At 45.7% G+C, this 15,644-nt stretch carries 17 protein-coding genes; 8 read left to right on the top strand and 9 right to left on the bottom strand.

The features are described from left to right. The first annotated feature begins 3 nt into the window (after positions 1-3). Both FHS57_RS16860 and FHS57_RS16855 read left to right on the top strand, forming a co-directional pair. Entirely contained in the window at positions 4-420 is a 417-nt protein-coding gene (locus tag FHS57_RS16860; RefSeq protein ID WP_183975663.1) for a hypothetical protein, read from the top strand. Then, positions 417-1,445 carry a sensor histidine kinase gene (locus FHS57_RS16855; RefSeq protein WP_183975661.1) on the top strand — a complete coding sequence of 343 codons (1,029 nt, stop codon included), beginning with the start codon at positions 417-419 and terminating at the stop codon, positions 1,443-1,445. Before FHS57_RS16860 ends, FHS57_RS16855 begins: the two co-directional genes overlap by 4 nt. A 58-nt stretch (positions 1,446-1,503) precedes the next feature. On the opposite strand, the gene FHS57_RS16850 is transcribed toward FHS57_RS16855, so the two are convergent. Then, entirely contained in the window at positions 1,504-1,974 is a 471-nt protein-coding gene (locus FHS57_RS16850) for a hypothetical protein (protein WP_183975659.1), read from the bottom strand. 336 nt (positions 1,975-2,310) lie between these two features. Here FHS57_RS16850 and FHS57_RS16845 point away from each other — a divergent pair, with 336 nt between their 5' ends. Then, on the top strand, positions 2,311-2,988 hold the full coding sequence (locus FHS57_RS16845; protein ID WP_183975657.1) for a LytR/AlgR family response regulator transcription factor: 678 nt from the start codon (positions 2,311-2,313) through the stop codon (positions 2,986-2,988). A gap of 2 nt (positions 2,989-2,990) precedes the next feature. On the opposite strand, the gene FHS57_RS16840 is transcribed toward FHS57_RS16845, so the two are convergent. The 4 genes from FHS57_RS16840 to FHS57_RS16825 all read right to left on the bottom strand — a co-directional run bounded on the left by FHS57_RS16840 (position 2,991) and on the right by FHS57_RS16825 (position 5,968). Next, a complete protein-coding gene (locus FHS57_RS16840; protein WP_183975655.1) occupies positions 2,991-3,317 on the bottom strand; it encodes a hypothetical protein in 327 nt (108 codons plus the stop codon). Then, the gene (locus FHS57_RS16835; protein ID WP_183975652.1) at positions 3,301-3,543 is read right to left on the bottom strand and encodes a DUF433 domain-containing protein; all 243 of its coding nucleotides are present in this window, start codon (positions 3,541-3,543) and stop codon (positions 3,301-3,303) included. Before FHS57_RS16835 ends, FHS57_RS16840 begins: the two co-directional genes overlap by 17 nt. A 51-nt stretch (positions 3,544-3,594) precedes the next feature. Further along, on the bottom strand, positions 3,595-4,902 hold the full coding sequence (locus tag FHS57_RS16830) for a cryptochrome/photolyase family protein (protein WP_183975651.1): 1,308 nt from the start codon (positions 4,900-4,902) through the stop codon (positions 3,595-3,597). 70 nt (positions 4,903-4,972) lie between these two features. After that, positions 4,973-5,968, bottom strand: a complete 996-nt coding sequence (locus FHS57_RS16825; RefSeq protein ID WP_183975649.1) for a polysaccharide deacetylase family protein — start codon at positions 5,966-5,968, stop codon at positions 4,973-4,975. A 100-nt stretch (positions 5,969-6,068) separates the two neighbouring features. On the opposite strand from FHS57_RS16825, the gene FHS57_RS16820 reads away from it, so the two are divergent. From FHS57_RS16820 to FHS57_RS16800, 5 genes are all read left to right on the top strand, one after another. Further along, positions 6,069-7,229, top strand: a complete 1,161-nt coding sequence (locus tag FHS57_RS16820; RefSeq protein ID WP_183975647.1) for a serine hydrolase domain-containing protein — start codon at positions 6,069-6,071, stop codon at positions 7,227-7,229. A gap of 108 nt (positions 7,230-7,337) precedes the next feature. Next, on the top strand, positions 7,338-8,264 hold the full coding sequence (locus FHS57_RS16815) for an ABC transporter ATP-binding protein (RefSeq protein ID WP_183975645.1): 927 nt from the start codon (positions 7,338-7,340) through the stop codon (positions 8,262-8,264). Between the two features lie 14 nt (positions 8,265-8,278). Further along, the gene (locus tag FHS57_RS16810; RefSeq protein WP_183975641.1) at positions 8,279-9,622 is read left to right on the top strand and encodes an ABC transporter permease; all 1,344 of its coding nucleotides are present in this window, start codon (positions 8,279-8,281) and stop codon (positions 9,620-9,622) included. A 66-nt stretch (positions 9,623-9,688) separates the two neighbouring features. Then, positions 9,689-10,858, top strand: coding sequence for a signal peptidase I (gene lepB / locus FHS57_RS16805; RefSeq protein ID WP_183975640.1), 1,170 nt, complete (start codon positions 9,689-9,691; stop codon positions 10,856-10,858). Between the two features lie 13 nt (positions 10,859-10,871). Next, positions 10,872-11,798: a glycoside hydrolase family 43 protein gene (locus tag FHS57_RS16800; RefSeq protein WP_183975638.1), complete on the top strand. Its 927-nt coding sequence runs from the start codon at positions 10,872-10,874 to the stop codon at positions 11,796-11,798. 93 nt (positions 11,799-11,891) lie between these two features. On the opposite strand, the gene serS is transcribed toward FHS57_RS16800, so the two are convergent. From serS to FHS57_RS16780, 4 genes are all read right to left on the bottom strand, one after another. After that, positions 11,892-13,163 carry a serine--tRNA ligase gene (serS, locus tag FHS57_RS16795; RefSeq protein ID WP_183975636.1) on the bottom strand — a complete coding sequence of 424 codons (1,272 nt, stop codon included), beginning with the start codon at positions 13,161-13,163 and terminating at the stop codon, positions 11,892-11,894. A gap of 80 nt (positions 13,164-13,243) precedes the next feature. Then, the gene (locus FHS57_RS16790) at positions 13,244-14,602 is read right to left on the bottom strand and encodes an aspartate kinase (RefSeq protein ID WP_183975634.1); all 1,359 of its coding nucleotides are present in this window, start codon (positions 14,600-14,602) and stop codon (positions 13,244-13,246) included. 43 nt (positions 14,603-14,645) lie between these two features. Then, entirely contained in the window at positions 14,646-14,897 is a 252-nt protein-coding gene (locus FHS57_RS16785) for a CBU_0592 family membrane protein (RefSeq protein ID WP_183975632.1), read from the bottom strand. 54 nt (positions 14,898-14,951) lie between these two features. Next, a complete protein-coding gene (locus FHS57_RS16780; protein ID WP_183975630.1) occupies positions 14,952-15,635 on the bottom strand; it encodes a glycosyltransferase family 2 protein in 684 nt (227 codons plus the stop codon). Between the last annotated feature and the right edge of the window lie 9 nt (positions 15,636-15,644).

The raw sequence follows: 15,644 nt of genomic DNA, 5'->3' as shown, positions 1-15,644 counted from the left end.
GCCATGAAAAACGCACTGATGGTTGGATTGTGGATGGTTTTCGCAACGCCCAACAAAGAACTGAACGAGTCTGGCGAGCGAGGAACGTTGGTTTTGTACCGAAGAAAAGATTACTTTTCCTCTGATTTTACCCTCAAAATCAATAACCAACAGGTAAGCCAAAAATTTAGCAACAACGAATTCATCCGTTTGGATGTTCCCGCTGGAAGGTTAAAAATAGAAACCGAGGGAGGTTTTATCACCGAAAAACAAAGCATGGCGTTCAGCGTCGCACCCAACGAGACGGTCTATCTCAAAGGCATTGTGGATTATGATTACCTGAGCAATGCCTTGTATTTTAAGCGCATAGATGATGAGTCAGCCACCCGCGAAATCACCAAAACAAAACTCGACGAAACTGCCCTCCGACGAATCGAATGAAACGCCCCACGCTGATACCTAGTCGATGGTTCTTCCTTGCCGCACTGTCCCTCGTTGGTGGGTACATTGGCTGGTTGTTGACCGAAAGTTTACATGAACAATTCGGGGAAAATGGGCAAGGACGAAGCGGGTTCTTTACCTTTCTGTTGAGTTATGTGCTTTTGGTAGGGATTGTGTTGGTATTAAGCTGGCTCAATTTTCGGGGTCCGTTTCGTTGGTGGTTGCTTTCGGATAAAAAATGGACGTACTGGACGTGGCTCGTACTGCTAACGTGGCTGACGTTTGAAGGATTGCAGTTTCGAAAAGGCTACGAGCAAGAGTTTGTGGACGAAAACGTTCTGGTGACTTTGGTGTTTGTGGGAATAGTGATTGGGTTTGGGTACGTGGCCGATGCGTTTCGGGTACGACGGGAGCAATTGGTGCTTCATCAACAAAAAACCGAAGCCGAACTTCGGGCGTTGAAATCACAAATCAATCCACATTTTTTGTTTAATGCCCTCAACACCATTTACAACGAAGCTGATGCGGCTGAGAACGAAACGGTGGCGGAATTGGTGCAGCAATTGGCAGGCATTATGCGTTTTACGCTTCAAGAAACCCAAAAAGATTTTACAACCGTCGAACGAGAAATCGCGTTTTTGGAAAAGTACTTGGCGCTCCAACAAGCACGCCTGCCCAAGCGCGAAGGGCTACGAATAGAAGCTCAAATGGATTACGACGGCCGTCCTGCCCGTATCGCTCCACTTTTATTGATTCCTTTTGTAGAAAATGCGTTTCAGTACGGTATCAGTTTGCAACAAGATAGTTTTATTGCGCTGAAACTAGAGGTGGAAGAAGGCAAACTTGTGTTTCAGATTCGCAATAGTATTTCACCCCAAGCAGCGCAGAAACAAGGCCACGGAACGGGGATAAAGAATGTGAAGCAGCGTTTAGAACTGATTTACCCAAATCGCTATGGGTTGTCTGCGGAGGGCAATTCGGGGATGTTTGAGGTGTTGTTACGGATACAATTGGAAGAAAAATAAAGCACTAAGCAGTTGGATAAAAATCTCCAACTGCTCATTATAACTTGCAAATGAAGTACTATTTTTTGATTCTAATTCCAGAGAAAGCCAACACCGAAGTAGGAATACTATCGCGTTGAATCCCTGTGTAGCTCAGCTGATTATTTTTAGAAACATCAGGGCAGGTGATGGCATTTTGGGTATTTGAGCCAAGCTTATACGTGAGGGCTAAGTTATTGCCCGACTTGCTTGCAAAAAACATAGCAGCTGCATTGAGCTTTACAAACACGCTGTCGCCGTATTTGTAGTTGACAGTCAGGTTAAAAGGCGAAGAGGTTAATGGTACAGTTTTTATTTTTTGATCCGAATCCATGTAAGTGATTGAAGATGGCCGTTTGTCATCTAACGTGGAGTAGGTTAAGTTGTAATTGAGGTTGTAAGTGCACGAGCTGTAATCTTCGACAGGTGTTACGGGAGTATCTGATGATGATTGATTACAGCTGGCCACAAAACAAGCCAGTAAACTCCAATAAAGAGAAGAGATTTTCATAATAATGGTGCTTGCGTTTTTGGTGTTAAGTGGCAAAATTAAGGTGCTCGTTTAGTTTGTCCAAATTGTAAAAGCGGCCTTAAAATAACTTTTGGGTAATGAATATGCCTTATCGCCTTTGAATGAGAATCTTAGAAAAGAGTAAGTTGTTGGTAACTTTTCTTTCGTTTTTCGTCTTGAGGAAAGCAGGAGTACTGCGGCGGAGAATAAAATGAAGCAAAAATGTTGTAAATTTGTTTAGGCTTAAAAACAGAACAAACATCATGGAAACAAACAAAAAAAACTTTGGGGAGAGCTCGTTGTATGCTGATTTAGTGTATGAATTGATTTCCTAACATGATTGCTATAGCGCTTGACGACGAACCTGCGGCTTTGCAAATCTTGCAGCGACACGCGGAGAAAGTCCCTTTTGTGGAATTAAAATACGCTTTTGAAAATGCCGCGGAGGCGTTGCGGTACCTACACCAACACCCTGTCGATTTGCTCTTTTTGGATGTACAAATGCCCGATATGTTGGGTACTGATTTTGCACGGCTACTCAAAAACACGACCACAAAAATCATTTTTGTGACGGCCCACGCCGATTATGCCGTTGAAGGCTTTGAATTACAAGCGCTTGATTACCTGCTCAAACCCGTAGAATTTGGCCGTTTTCTTCAAGCTTGCAATCGCGCTTTGGGGCAGCAAGCCAAGCAGACGGGCGAGGCATCAAGTTTGTTTGTGAAAGACGGCTACGATTGGGTGCGGGTCAACGTGGACGAAATTTTATACATCCAATCCGACACCAACCTACTCTTTATCCACGAGCGTACCCGCAAAGTCACGACCCGTATGACTCTTGGTGAAATGATGTCACAATTGCCTACCGAGAAGTTTTTGCGCATCCACAAATCGTACATTGTCGCCTTGAAAGCCATTCAAAAATTAGAACGCCACCAAGTAACGGTAGGAAGTGTAGCGATTCCGTTGGCAGGAACCTATAAAACCGAATTAGAAGAACGGCTATTGAGGTGAGGTTATTTGTTGATTACTAAAATGCCTTTTGGGAGAGTATCGGTAATTAGTAATTCTTTAATTTGGGGCAAAAAAAACATTAATGACTCATACGAATTATCTTTCGTGTCTGCTACAATGACTGTTATTGGGTATTTGTCAAAGTTTTGTTGATACGCAAGGTTTTTATCGACAGTAAGTAAAATATCAATACCTTCGATTAGCATCAAAGCTAATAGCTGTCCATTTTTCTTTCCATTCCAGCCTCTTTCTGAGACAGTTGTTACGTCAAACGAAGAAAGGCGGTATTTTAATTTCTTTGGGATATTTTCGTCAAGCAGCACTTTCATAAAAATGGCGTAGCATTTGTTCGGAAGAGAATGTTTGTTGCACTATTTCAAGTAAGGCCACAACATATTCGTGTTTAACAGAGGGGAAATCTTCAAGAAATTCTTCTAACGAAACCCCCTTTTCTAAATGCACAAACAAGGACCAGACGGGCACACGGGAGCCTGCAAAAACGGGGGTTCCGCCTAAAATTTCAGGGTCTATGGTGATGATTTCGCTGATTTTCATAGTCTTTGGATAAGAGAATTGATGCAATTTACACAAAGCGTATGAAAAAAGTTACTGTTTCAACGCCTTCTGATACGTTGCTAGGCAGCGCTCACGGGCGGCAGCATGATCCACAATTGGTTTGGGGTAGTCAAAGCTGTTTAGTTCAGGAACCCATTTTTTGATGTAAACCAGTTGGGGGTCGAACTTCTGCGTTTGAGAGGTAGGATTAAAGATTCTGAAATAAGGCGCAGCATCCGTTCCTGACCCCGAAGCCCATTGCCAACCACCGTTGTTGGCCGATAAATCAAAATCCAGCAGTTTTTGGGCAAAATACGCTTCGCCCCAGCGCCAGTCGATGAGCAAATGTTTGGTCAAAAAACTAGCCACCACCATCCTGACGCGATTGTGCATGAAGCCCGTCGCGTTGAGTTCGCGCATTCCTGCATCCACAATCGGATAACCCGTACGGCCTTCGCACCATTGTTTGAATTGAGCTTCGTCGTTGCGCCATTCGATGCGGTCATAATCTGCCCGAAACGCCTTGCCTTCGCCCACGTGCGGAAAATGCCAGAGAATCTGCATGTAGAAATCCCGCCAAATAAGTTCGTTCAAAAACGTTTCACTGAGGTCTTTGGTGTGACGCGCAAGCTCCCGAATCGAAATCGTTCCAAACCGCAAATGCACGCTTAATCGAGACGTACCTTGAATCGAAGGGGTATCTCGGCGTTCTTTGTAATTTTTTACCAACTCATCCCGCACTGTTTTTTGGGGGAAAGGTTGTCCTACGGCCTCAAAACCAATCTCGGCTAAACTAGGGAGTGGGAGGGGAGAGGTCTTGTAAAAATGCTGGAAATAAGCTTCTGTCGGATAGGGTTTTAGGTAAAACGAATTCAGCGTTTCTTTCCACTTGCGGCTGTAAGGAGTAAACACCGTGTAGGGCGTTCCTGCTCCGCTTAGCACTTCGCTTTTTTCAAAGATACACTGGTCTTTATACGTATAAAAAGCAATTCCGCGCGCATTGAGCCATTCGCCGATGGCTTTATCGCGGCGAATCGCGGCGGGTTCGTAATCATGGTTCGTATAAACTTCGGCGACGTTATAGTGTTGGGTGAGTCCTTCCCAGCAAGCAGCCGCTGAGCCGCGTTTGACCACCAACGTACTGCCCATTTGCGTCAATTGTGCCTGTAATTCTTGCAAGGCTTGGTGAATAAACTCTACTCGTCGGTCGCGCTTGTCATCAAGTTTGCCCAGGATGTCGGTATCAAAAAGGAAGACAGGAAGCACAGGATTCCCCGATTTGAGGGCGTGATACAAAGCAGCATTGTCGTGCAAGCGCAAATCGCGACGAAACCAAAAAATCGTAATTGGTTGACTCATAAAAAAAGCGTAGTGTTTTGAGAACAACTACGCTTTTGGAAAGAATGTTTTTGTAAAAATAAAGTTGGGATTACTTTACTTTCTTGCGGCGCTCGTACATTTCCCGCCAAGTAGTGAGGACAATCCCTTCTTTGTCCAGAAAAGTTTTCAATTCGGGGTCGAGCATGGCCCAGAAATCGCCATAACGCGTAGGCCAAGAATCGGTGATTTCTTTGAAGTTGTCGCTCGGCGCGGCGCAGTGCATAATTACCATGGTGATGCCAGGTTTCGCTTCTTTGAGGAGTTCGATGTACTTCTGGGTTTTCATTTTGCGCAAATTTTCTTCCGTATTGGGAGTGCTTGCGGGAAGTTTCCAACCGTAGGTGTCGGCAAACAAATCATCTAGCACGGGCAAACCCGCATTCCACAACATTTTTCCCACTTGCTGAAACTGCTGAATTTCTTGCGCGGGGCTGCTGCGTTCTTTCGCAATGAGGGTGGCATGACCGCCCGGTAGCATAACGGGAATTTTTTCTTGAATACCTACTTTGACGTAGCGTTCGGTAAAAGCAGGCGAACCAAACAACGTTCCCATGTGGGAGTCGATGTGTGAGGGTTCGACGCCAAAACTCCGAAAACGCGCAATTTGTGCCCGAATTTCGGTTTCTACTTCATCGGCGGAGGCGTGCTTTACCACATCTCCGACGTTGGACCACATTGCCCCTTCTTTATCAACTAACCCAGGCACTTTGTCTCGTCCCGAAATCGGAAACCAACGGTAGCCTTTCCACTCCGAGGTTAGCGTGAGGTGAACGCCCGCGTCGGTGTTGGGGTATTTTTGAAGGTATTTCATGTAAGCAGGTACCCATCCACAAGGCATCATAACACTCGTAGAATTGGCCACTCCTTTTTCCATCGCAATGATGGTGCCTTGGTTGGCTTCGTACGACATCCCCGCGTCGTCGATGTGGAATAAAATGATTTTTTTGCCTTTGGGATAGCCCAATTTCTCGGCATACGTTTCTTGAGCTTGGCTAGGGCTGTAGAGGAAAGAAATAAGCGCAGCAACAAAAAAAAGCTGTTTCATGGACAAGCAACGGTTATATTTGTTTGTATAAAGTCTTGCAAGGGTAAACCATACCCAATCAAGTCTCGAAGGGAAGTCCTTCTACTTACTTAGCATTCAGATGAAAAGACTATTACGAAAGTCGCTTTTTGGCTTAGGAGGCCTGTTATTGGCAGGCACGGCGCTTACGTATGCGCCGCCTTTGGTGCATATTCGCAACTACGTGGAGCGGGGCGCAGTCGATATTTTGGATTACAAAAAACACCCCGTTCGGCAGGTGTTGGCGTCGGCCCGACCCGAACCTTGGCCGTTGGATTCTACGTTTAACAAAGCCAAGATTTCTCAAAACTTGATTGATACCCTCGAAAAGTACGAAACCACGGCTTTTTTGGTTTTTAAAGACGGCAAACTCAAGTACGAGCATTACTGGGAAGGCTACGACACCAAAACGCTGAGTCAGTCGTTTTCGGCGGCTAAAAGTGTGATTTCGATGCTTGTGGGAATTGCCCTCAACGAAAATAAAATCAAAAGCTTAGACGAGCCGATTTCGCATTACATCGGTTCTTTTTCGGAGGGGGAAAAAAAGAAAATCACGGTTCGGCACTGTCTCACGATGAGTTCGGGCTTGAATTGGCACGAAAAAGACCGTGGGGTATTTAGTAACAACGCCTACGGATATTACGGCGAAGACATTGCCAAAGTGATCGACAATCTCACGGTTGAAAAGCCCGTTGGGAAAGAATTTGAATACCGCAGTGGCGATACCCAAATCTTGGGTTTGGTGCTGGAAAAAGCCTATAACAAGAAAATCTCGGACTTGGTCTCCGAAAAAATCTTTCAGCGGATTGGTTCCGAAACGGATGCCGTCTGGATGTTGGATAAACCCAAAGGCCGCGAAAAATCGTTTTGTTGTTTTGCTCCTACTGCCCGCGATTATGCTCGTTTTGGACACTTGATGCTCTGGAAAGGCGCATGGGGGCAGCAGCGGATTGTATCCGAAAAGTACATGAATCAAGCACTTAGCCCTGCTACCAACCTTCTTGATCCCAAAACCAATGCACCGTTGCAAGTATATGGTTTTCAGTTTTGGATACAACCGTATAAGAACTTACAAACGGTCAGTATGAGAGGCTTGCTGGGGCAATTGGTCTGGGCGATTCCTTCGGAGAATGCGGTGGTAGTACGTTTGGGTCACAAAGAGTCGCCAGGGAAAGTAGGGCCGTATTTCCGTCAAGATTCGGAAGCCTATTTGGCGGCGGCGTTGGAGGTTCTTAGGCAGTAAGAAGGGTAGCGACTGCCATTTATCCTATCAAATCACCAAACATCCACAAGTTAGTTGAATAATCACGGATAAAGACTGTAATTTTCGGTATAATCTTCTACCTAAATTATGTCTCACATTCTCGAAGCGCATGACATTGTCAAGCAATATGCTACTCATCGCGCCCTTGATGGCGTTAGTCTTAATGTTCCCAAAGGATGTATTTTCGGGTTACTTGGACCCAACGGAGCGGGTAAAACATCGCTGATTCGTATCATTACCCAAATCACAGCCCCCGACGAGGGGTATGTGCTATTTGATGGCCAGCGCCTTCAGCCCAACCACATTCAGGACATTGGTTACTTGCCCGAAGAACGTGGTTTATACAAAAAAATGAAAGTAGGCGAGCAGCTGCTCTATTTGGCACAACTCAAAGGGTTGTCGGAGCGCGAAGCCATGGACAAGCTGAAGGTTTGGATAAAAAAGTTTGACATCAAAACTTGGTGGACAAAAAGCATCGAAGACCTCTCGAAAGGGATGCAGCAAAAGGTGCAGTTTGTGGCTACGGTGATGCACGAACCTAAACTGATTATTCTCGACGAACCTTTTTCGGGCTTTGACCCCATCAATGCCAACCTCATCAAAGACGAAATTTTGGAGCTTCGCCAACGTGGTACGACCATCATCTTTTCGACCCACCGAATGGAATCCGTAGAAGAGCTTTGCGACCACATTGCACTCGTCAACAAATCGAGGATTATTTTGAACGGTAGTAAAAAAGAAATCAAAAACCAGTTCAAAGAGAATAGTTATTCGGTGAGTTACCATGGTGAGTTAGGTAATTTGCCTCCTGATTTTGAGTTGATTACTACAAAAGATGCGGAGGGAAGCTTGCAACAAGCTACCATTCGTATTGTAGGCGATGCCACGGTAAATCAGTTGGTTGGCAACCTCATTAACCAAGTGGAATTGGTTTCTTTCCACGAAAATATTCCTTCTTTCAACGACATTTTCATCAAAGCCGTAGGTAGCGACGCTCCCGACGAATCAAAGTAATTTAGAACAATACTATGAAAAACATTTTCCTTGTTCTCAAGCGCGAATACCTCGTACGGGTACGCAAAAAGTCGTTCATCGTAATGACTTTCCTAACGCCTATTTTGATTGCTGCTTTCTACGGAATCATCGTTTGGGCGGCAGTAGGCTCGTTTAAAAGCGAGCACAAAACCATTCAGGTGATTGACGAAAGTGGGTTGTTCAAAGAGAAATTTAAGAGCGATAAAAACACCACTTTTGAGCTTATCAGTGGCCCTGTAGCCACGGCACAGAAGAAACTAAAGGGCAAAGAAGACAAGCTACTCGTCCATATTCCTGCTGACATTATGAGTCGTCCAAACGGCTTGCAGATTTATGCCGAAAAGAACATTGGACCTATGCTCAAAAATCGCATTGAGAAGGTGGTGCAGCAAGGGTTGAGAAACATCAAGTTGTCAAAAGCAGGAATTACGCAGCAAGTGATTGAGGATGCGAATCAAGACGTTGATGCCCAGACTTATAGCCTCGACGATGAAGGTAAGTCGCAGTCGAGCAGTACCATGGCGGCCTACGTGGCAGGCTATGCGGCGGCTTTTTTGTTGTACATCTTTATTCTGGTCTATGGTGCGGGAGTGATGCAGGGTGTCATGGAAGAAAAATCAAACCGTATTATCGAGGTGATTATTTCGTCGGTGAAGCCTTTTCACTTGATGTTGGGTAAAATTTTGGGCGTAGCGGCCGTGGGGCTTACCCAGTTTGTGTTGTGGGGAGTGCTTACGTTTGGCGTATCGAGCGCTACTCAAACGCTCTTTGGCTTTAATCGCTTTACGGCTACGCAAGAGGTAATCAACAAACAAGCTGAGCAAGCCGACCCCGAAGTGAAAAAAGAAATGGAGAAGCAGCAAAACAATACCTTGCAGACAATCGAAAATTTCTCAAAATCAGCCCAGTCGCTGCCATTAGCCAAAATTTTCTTCTGCTTCTTATTTTACTTCTTGGGCGGGTATTTGTTGTATAGCTCGCTGTACGCGGCCATTGGAGCCTCGGTCGAAAACCAACAAGAAGCGGGGCAGTTTACCTTCCCGATTATGTTACCGATTATTGCGGCCATTATTTTTGCGCAATTGGCCATCAATCAGCCCGATGGTTCACTGGCTTTCTGGACGTCGATGATTCCGTTTACGTCGCCTGTGGTAATGATGGCGCGGATTCCGTTTGGAGTACCTGCGTGGGAAATCGTCCTTTCGATGGCGCTGCTCGTGCTTGGATTCGTCGGAACAACTTGGATTGCGGCACGGATTTATCGTATCGGTATTTTGATGTACGGTAAAAAGGTGAATTATAAAGAGTTGTCTAAATGGTTGTTTTATAAAGGATAAATAATTTTCCAAGCCCAACATCCCGAAAGTTCAAACCTTTCGGGATGTTTTTTATTCCCAAAACTCATGGAATCAAAAGAAAAAGTACAAGAAAAAGCAGCGCCGCCAAAGCCTAAAAAATCGGCTTTTCGCGAGTGGATCGATTCGGTAGTGTTTGCGGTAGTGGCGGCGACTTTCATTCGGTGGCTGTTTTTTACGCCTTTTACCATTCCCTCTTCGTCAATGGAAAAAACGCTCCTCGTGGGTGATTTTTTGTTTGTGAGTAACCTCCATTACGGTGCCCGAACCCCCGTGACACCGTTGCAAATTCCGCTAACGCACCAAACGATTTGGGGAACGTCGATTCCTTCTTTTTCGACCTTGATTCAGTTGCCGATGTATCGTTTGCCAGGTTTTACCCACATCAAACGCAACGATGTAGTGGTATTCAACTACCCAGGCGATGCCGACGAACCGTTTGAAGATGTGTCGATTGGGAACGGAGGTTATAAAGACTTTCCTGTCGATTTGAGAAATAACTTTATCAAGCGCTGCGTGGCCGTTAGTGGTGATGTTCTTGAGATTAAAAACGCGGAAGTGTATATCAATGGAGTAAAAGCTCCCGTACCTCCGCACGCCGAGCTTTATTACCGAATGGAGTCGAGCGATGTGTTGGATGATCGCTTTTTTGACAAAGAAAATATTCAAGATTATAGCGCACTTCCTCCTGATTCTGCGCGGACTGGAGTACAACGTTATCAAATCAGAACGACGCCTGAAATCGTTGAAACGCTCAAAAAATACGATTTTGTACGTTCGATTCAGCAAATAGCTCGCTACAATGCCAGCATTTCAGAGCCAGGCATTTACCCCGCAGCACTTGCCCAAAACCAAGAGTTTTATGGGCCTATTCAGATTCCTAAAAAAGGGCTAACCATCACGTTGGATTCGGTCAACATCGCCAAATACGGACACGTTATTAAGTATTTTGACTACAACGATGCCGAAAAAGTAAATGTCACAAAGACGCAAATCAGCATCGACGGCAAGCCACTGACGCAATATACCTTCAAGCAGGACTACTTTTTTATGATGGGAGACAATCGTTATGAGTCGGCCGACTCGCGTTTTTGGGGGTTTGTTCCTGAAGACCACATTGTGGGTAAGGCGCTTTTTACGTGGATGTCGATTGACCCCAATCCTAAATCATTTATTCACAAAATCCGTTGGAATCGCCTATTTCGCTTGATTGAGTAGGTTCGTTAAAGGTATGAAACGTTGGTTATTGTTCTTGTTGTTGGGTGGGACGTTGGTTGCTAAAGCGCAACAAAACGCGTATTTGTTTTCGTATTTCGTGAAAAATGGGGAAGATGGTCTTCACTTTGCTTACAGCACCGACGGGTTGCACTGGAAAGCATTGAAAGGAGGAAATCCTTTTTTGAAACCCACCGTGGGAAAGGATAAGCTAATGCGCGACCCGTGTATTTACCAAGACAAAAAAGGAACCTTCCACATGGTTTGGACGAGTGGGTGGTGGGACAAAATCATCGGTTATGCTTCTTCCAACGATTTGGTAAATTGGTCGGAACAGCGGGCTATTTCGGTGATGGAGCATGAACCTACGGCTAAAAATAGCTGGGCACCCGAGATTGCTTACGATGACAAAACGAAACAGTTTTTAGTATTTTGGGCAACCACCATTCCTGGCCGCCATACTGACGTGGCCGATTCGGAGCGCGAAAAAGGCTTGAACCACCGTATGTACTACGTTACAACCAAGGATTTTAAGACATTCAGCGAAACAAAGCTGTTTTTTAATCCTGATTTCAGCGTCATTGATGCGACTATCTTGAAGCGAGGTAAAAACTACGTGATGTTTCTGAAAAATGAGAACCCCAATCCGCCCGAAAAAAACATCCGTATCACAGAAGCGAAAAGCGCGCTGGGGCCATTTCCTACAAAAGTGTCTGAACCTATCACGGGGAAATACTGGGCCGAAGGACCTACCGCGATTGAGGTGGGAGAGTATGTGTACGTGTATTTTGATAAATATACCCAGCACAAGTATGGAGCAGTACGTTCAAAAGACCTGAAAACATGGGAAGACGTGTCGGAGCAGGTAACGTTTCCTGAAGGTATTCGCCACGGAACAGCCTTCAAAGTACCGATGACGCTGCTGGAAGCTTTACAGAAATAGGAAAAAAACTGAAAAAGACCTGCCAAGTTTCAAAAACTTGGCAGGTCTGCCTACAAAAAGAGGAGGTTGTAAGCAACCTCCTCACACAAATCTCTACTTAATCAGCTCAAACCCACAGTAAGGTACCAATGCCTTCGGAATACGGATTCCTTCGGGCGTTTGGTTGTTTTCGAGTAGTGCGGCCAAAATACGTGGCAACGCCAATGCCGAACCGTTGAGAGTATGTAACAACTGCGTTTTACCGTCAACTTTATAACGCAACTTGAGACGATTGGCTTGGTAGGTTTCAAAGTTAGAAACCGAGCTACATTCCAACCAACGGCCTTGCGCGCCTGACCATACTTCAAAATCGTACGTAAGTGCCGAAGTAAAGCCCATATCGCCACCGCACAAACGAATGATGCGGAATGGTAATTCCAACGCTTGAAGCAATCCTTTGACGTGTTCCGCCATTTCGTCGAGGGCTTGGTACGATTCCTCGGGTTTGCGTACTTGCACAATCTCCACTTTGTCAAATTGGTGAAGGCGATTAAGCCCCCGTACGTGCGCACCCCAGCTTCCTGCTTCGCGGCGGAAACAAGGCGTGTAGCCTACGTTTTTGATGGGTAGCTCGTTTTCGTTTACGATGACATCGCGGTAAAGGTTGGTGATAGGTACCTCCGCCGTTGGAATAAGATATAAATCATCAGCGGTAGCGTGGTACATCTGCCCTTCTTTGTCGGGTAATTGCCCCGTACCAAAGCCAGATTCGGCATTGATAAGAATAGGGGGCTGTACTTCCATGTAACCCGCTTCGACGGCTTTGTCCAAGAAAAATTGAATCATAGCTCGTTGAATACGCGCTCCTTTTCCTTTGTAAACGGGGAAACCTGCTCCCGTGATTTTGGTGCCGAGTTTGAAGTCGATGATGTCGTACTGCTCAATCAAGTCCCAGTGAGGCTTGGCCGTTTCGGGTAGCGTTGGTTTTTCTCCCCAAAGATATACTTCCACGTTTTCTTCGGGCGTACGGCCAGGAGGAACGCTTTCGTGGGGAAGGTTGGGTAGTAATACCAACGTCGCTTGAAGTTGCTCTTCGACTTCTTTCAGACTTTCTTCCAGCGATTTTGCGCGAACTTTGAGGGTGGAGGTTTGAGCTTTAGCCGCTTCGGCCTCTTCTTTCTTACCCTCTTTCATCAATTGCCCGATTTGTTTAGCCAAGGCATTGGATTGGGCTAATGTAGCGTCCAATTCACTTTGAGTGTCGCGACGTTGCTTGTCCAAGCCTAAAATAGTGTCCACCGCTTCGGTAGCCCCTTTAAAATACTTGCGTTCCAACCCTTCGATGGTTAGCTCGCGGTTTTCGCGGATGAAGTTAATCTGTAGCATTACAAATTAGATATAGTTATTCAGGGCTAAAGCCCCTGTGTTATTTACTTCGCGTTTCCACAGCCTGACGTTGTTAGCTGCTATTGCGCATTAAAGATCGTCTTCATTGCATCTTCGTAATAGAAGAGACGCTCGTTGAGGACATTGAGAGCCTCGGCTTTGTCTTTTGACCATACCAAAATCGAAAGGTTGTGCTCCGATGCGCCGTACGAAATCATGCGGATAGGAATGTGCTTCATTGCCTCAAATACCTTCAACGCAATTCCTTCTTTGTCGGCTTTGAAATCTCCAACGATACAGATGATTGACAAGTCGCGGTCGTGTTCTTCCAAGTCTGCGATTTCGCTCAACTCCGCCGTGATTTCGCTCAAGTGCGTATCGTTGTCGATGGTAACCGATACCGATACCTCCGAGGTTGTAATCATATCGACAGGCGTTTTGTATTTTTCGAAAATCTCAAATACACGACGCAAGAAACCGTAGGCATTCAGCATACGAGTCGAGTGAATATAGATAGCGGTAAGGCCGTCTTTGGCCGCAATCGCCTTGATTTCGCGGTCGGTCGTAGTGGTGGCAATCAGTGTACCAAAGGCTTCGGGTTCCATCGTATTTTTCAAACGAACGGGTACGCCGCGCAATTTGGCAGGAGTAATGGTGCTTGGGTGCAAAATCTTTGCGCCAAAATAAGCCAATTCAGCCGCTTCTTCAAACGTCAACTCGCGAATGGGGAACGTACGTTTTACGATGCGAGGGTCGTTGTTGTGCATGCCGTCGATGTCGGTCCAGATTTGGATTTCTTCGGCACGAATCGCTCCCCCAATCAACGAGGCAGTATAGTCAGACCCACCGCGCTTGAGGTTATCTACTTCCCCACGAGGGTTGCGGCAGATAAATCCTTGCGTAACCACGATTTGCTTTTCGGGGTGGTGGCTAAGCATTTCGCTTAATAGTTGTTCGATAGTTTCTAATTCGGGCTCGCCATCGTGGTCGATACGCATAAAATCCAAGGCAGGCAATAGTACCGAACTTTCGCCTACTTCTTCCAAATACGCTTGGAACATCTGCGTACTCATGATTTCACCTTGTGCCACCAACTCTTTGTCTTGTTTGAGGCCAAAAGGGCGACTCTTCAACACCGAACGAATGAAGTTAAACTCATTGTCAACAACGGCTTGTCCTTTCTGGAGTCCTTCTTCGGTGCTATATAATTCTTTGATAAACGCATCGTAGTGCGCTTTCAAAGCGTCTATTTTTTCTTGTACTTCGGCGTCGTTGTTTGCCTTGGCCGAGTCGCCCATCGAAATCAACGCGTTGGTGGTTCCCGAAAGCGCCGATAATACTACGATTTTGCGGCCGCTATCTGCCGTCACTAGATTTCTGATTGAGTGCATCCGTTCGGGTTTTCCTACCGACGTACCGCCAAATTTCCAAACTTGCATTTTGTTACTGAATTATTATTGGTGAGTTGTGTTTGAATCTGATTTAGTGGGTATTGGGCTCCCGTTTAAACATTCCCCAAAGGGCAATGCCCACCCAAATGATATTCACCATAGCGGAGGGAATGGCACCATACGTAAGGGTATTAACAATGAGAAAAGCACTTCCTACCAAATTGGCCCACAGATACGCCTTGGTTGTGGCCTGTAATTTACCGCTGATATTGAGGGCGTACGCGCCCACCACTAGCACCGAACCTATCCATCCGAGAATATCTATGATAAGACGTTCTGTCATTTTTCTGAAATTTTCCGCAAAATTACACGATAAATCCGTACTATCTTGCCCCGTTTACCAATACTTGAAAATTGTCGTAATAATCTTGTAACCTGCTAATACAACGCCCTTTACCGTACCCGATATTTTAGAAAAACCAATACGCTTTCGGTAGTTAACCGCTACTTCTGTTGATTTAAGGTGTTGTTTCGCCGCTTTTAGTTGCATTTCGACCGTCCAGCCGTAGGTTTTGTCTTGCATGTCAAGGGCCAAAAGTTTATCCCATTTAATAGCCCGAAAGGGGCCTAAATCAGTGTATTGAACGCCGTATAAAAGACGTAACAGAAACGTAGCGAGCCAATTGCCAAACACTTGTTGCGGAGTCATGGAACCACGTTCACGTTTACCTAAAGACCGAGAACCAATGACCATGTCATAATTTTGTTCCAAAATCGGCCGCACCAAATCAGGGAGTTCTTCGGGATAATCGGAGTGGTCACCGTCTAAAAAGACAATGATATCGGGTGGCGTTGCCAACGATTTTACGTAATCCATTCCGCGTAAACAAGCCCTACCGTAGGCAGGAAGCGCTTCGTGAACAACAGTCGCCCCTGCTTCTTGGGCACGAAGGGCTGTCTGGTCGGTAGAGCGGTTATCGACAACGACAACCTCACGTACCCAATTGCGAGGGATTTCGGAGATTACTTGCCCAATGGCAGCTTCTTCGTTGTAAGCAGGAATAATGACAATAATGTTCAAAAGATTACA

It is taken from the genome of Runella defluvii, from assembly GCF_014195535.1.
GTDB classification, from domain to species: Bacteria; Bacteroidota; Bacteroidia; order Cytophagales; family Spirosomataceae; genus Runella; species Runella defluvii.
Note: the sequence above shows the minus strand (reverse complement) of the source record. Positions and strands in the feature narration are given on the sequence as shown.

Excerpts from the sequence above, each read along its gene's own strand:
- FHS57_RS16860 (WP_183975663.1), top strand. The coding sequence starts at position 4 with ATGAAAAACGCACTGATGGTTGGATTGTGGATGGTTTTCGCAACGCCC.
- FHS57_RS16855 (WP_183975661.1), top strand. The coding sequence starts at position 417 with ATGAAACGCCCCACGCTGATACCTAGTCGATGGTTCTTCCTTGCCGCA.
- FHS57_RS16850 (WP_183975659.1), bottom strand. The coding sequence starts at position 1,974 with ATGAAAATCTCTTCTCTTTATTGGAGTTTACTGGCTTGTTTTGTGGCC.
- FHS57_RS16845 (WP_183975657.1), top strand. The coding sequence starts at position 2,311 with ATGATTGCTATAGCGCTTGACGACGAACCTGCGGCTTTGCAAATCTTG.
- FHS57_RS16840 (WP_183975655.1), bottom strand. The coding sequence starts at position 3,317 with ATGAAAGTGCTGCTTGACGAAAATATCCCAAAGAAATTAAAATACCGC.
- FHS57_RS16835 (WP_183975652.1), bottom strand. The coding sequence starts at position 3,543 with ATGAAAATCAGCGAAATCATCACCATAGACCCTGAAATTTTAGGCGGA.
- FHS57_RS16830 (WP_183975651.1), bottom strand. The coding sequence starts at position 4,902 with ATGAGTCAACCAATTACGATTTTTTGGTTTCGTCGCGATTTGCGCTTG.
- FHS57_RS16825 (WP_183975649.1), bottom strand. The coding sequence starts at position 5,968 with ATGAAACAGCTTTTTTTTGTTGCTGCGCTTATTTCTTTCCTCTACAGC.
- FHS57_RS16820 (WP_183975647.1), top strand. The coding sequence starts at position 6,069 with ATGAAAAGACTATTACGAAAGTCGCTTTTTGGCTTAGGAGGCCTGTTA.
- FHS57_RS16815 (WP_183975645.1), top strand. The coding sequence starts at position 7,338 with ATGTCTCACATTCTCGAAGCGCATGACATTGTCAAGCAATATGCTACT.
- FHS57_RS16810 (WP_183975641.1), top strand. The coding sequence starts at position 8,279 with ATGAAAAACATTTTCCTTGTTCTCAAGCGCGAATACCTCGTACGGGTA.
- lepB (WP_183975640.1), top strand. The coding sequence starts at position 9,689 with ATGGAATCAAAAGAAAAAGTACAAGAAAAAGCAGCGCCGCCAAAGCCT.
- FHS57_RS16800 (WP_183975638.1), top strand. The coding sequence starts at position 10,872 with ATGAAACGTTGGTTATTGTTCTTGTTGTTGGGTGGGACGTTGGTTGCT.
- serS (WP_183975636.1), bottom strand. The coding sequence starts at position 13,163 with ATGCTACAGATTAACTTCATCCGCGAAAACCGCGAGCTAACCATCGAA.
- FHS57_RS16790 (WP_183975634.1), bottom strand. The coding sequence starts at position 14,602 with ATGCAAGTTTGGAAATTTGGCGGTACGTCGGTAGGAAAACCCGAACGG.
- FHS57_RS16785 (WP_183975632.1), bottom strand. The coding sequence starts at position 14,897 with ATGACAGAACGTCTTATCATAGATATTCTCGGATGGATAGGTTCGGTG.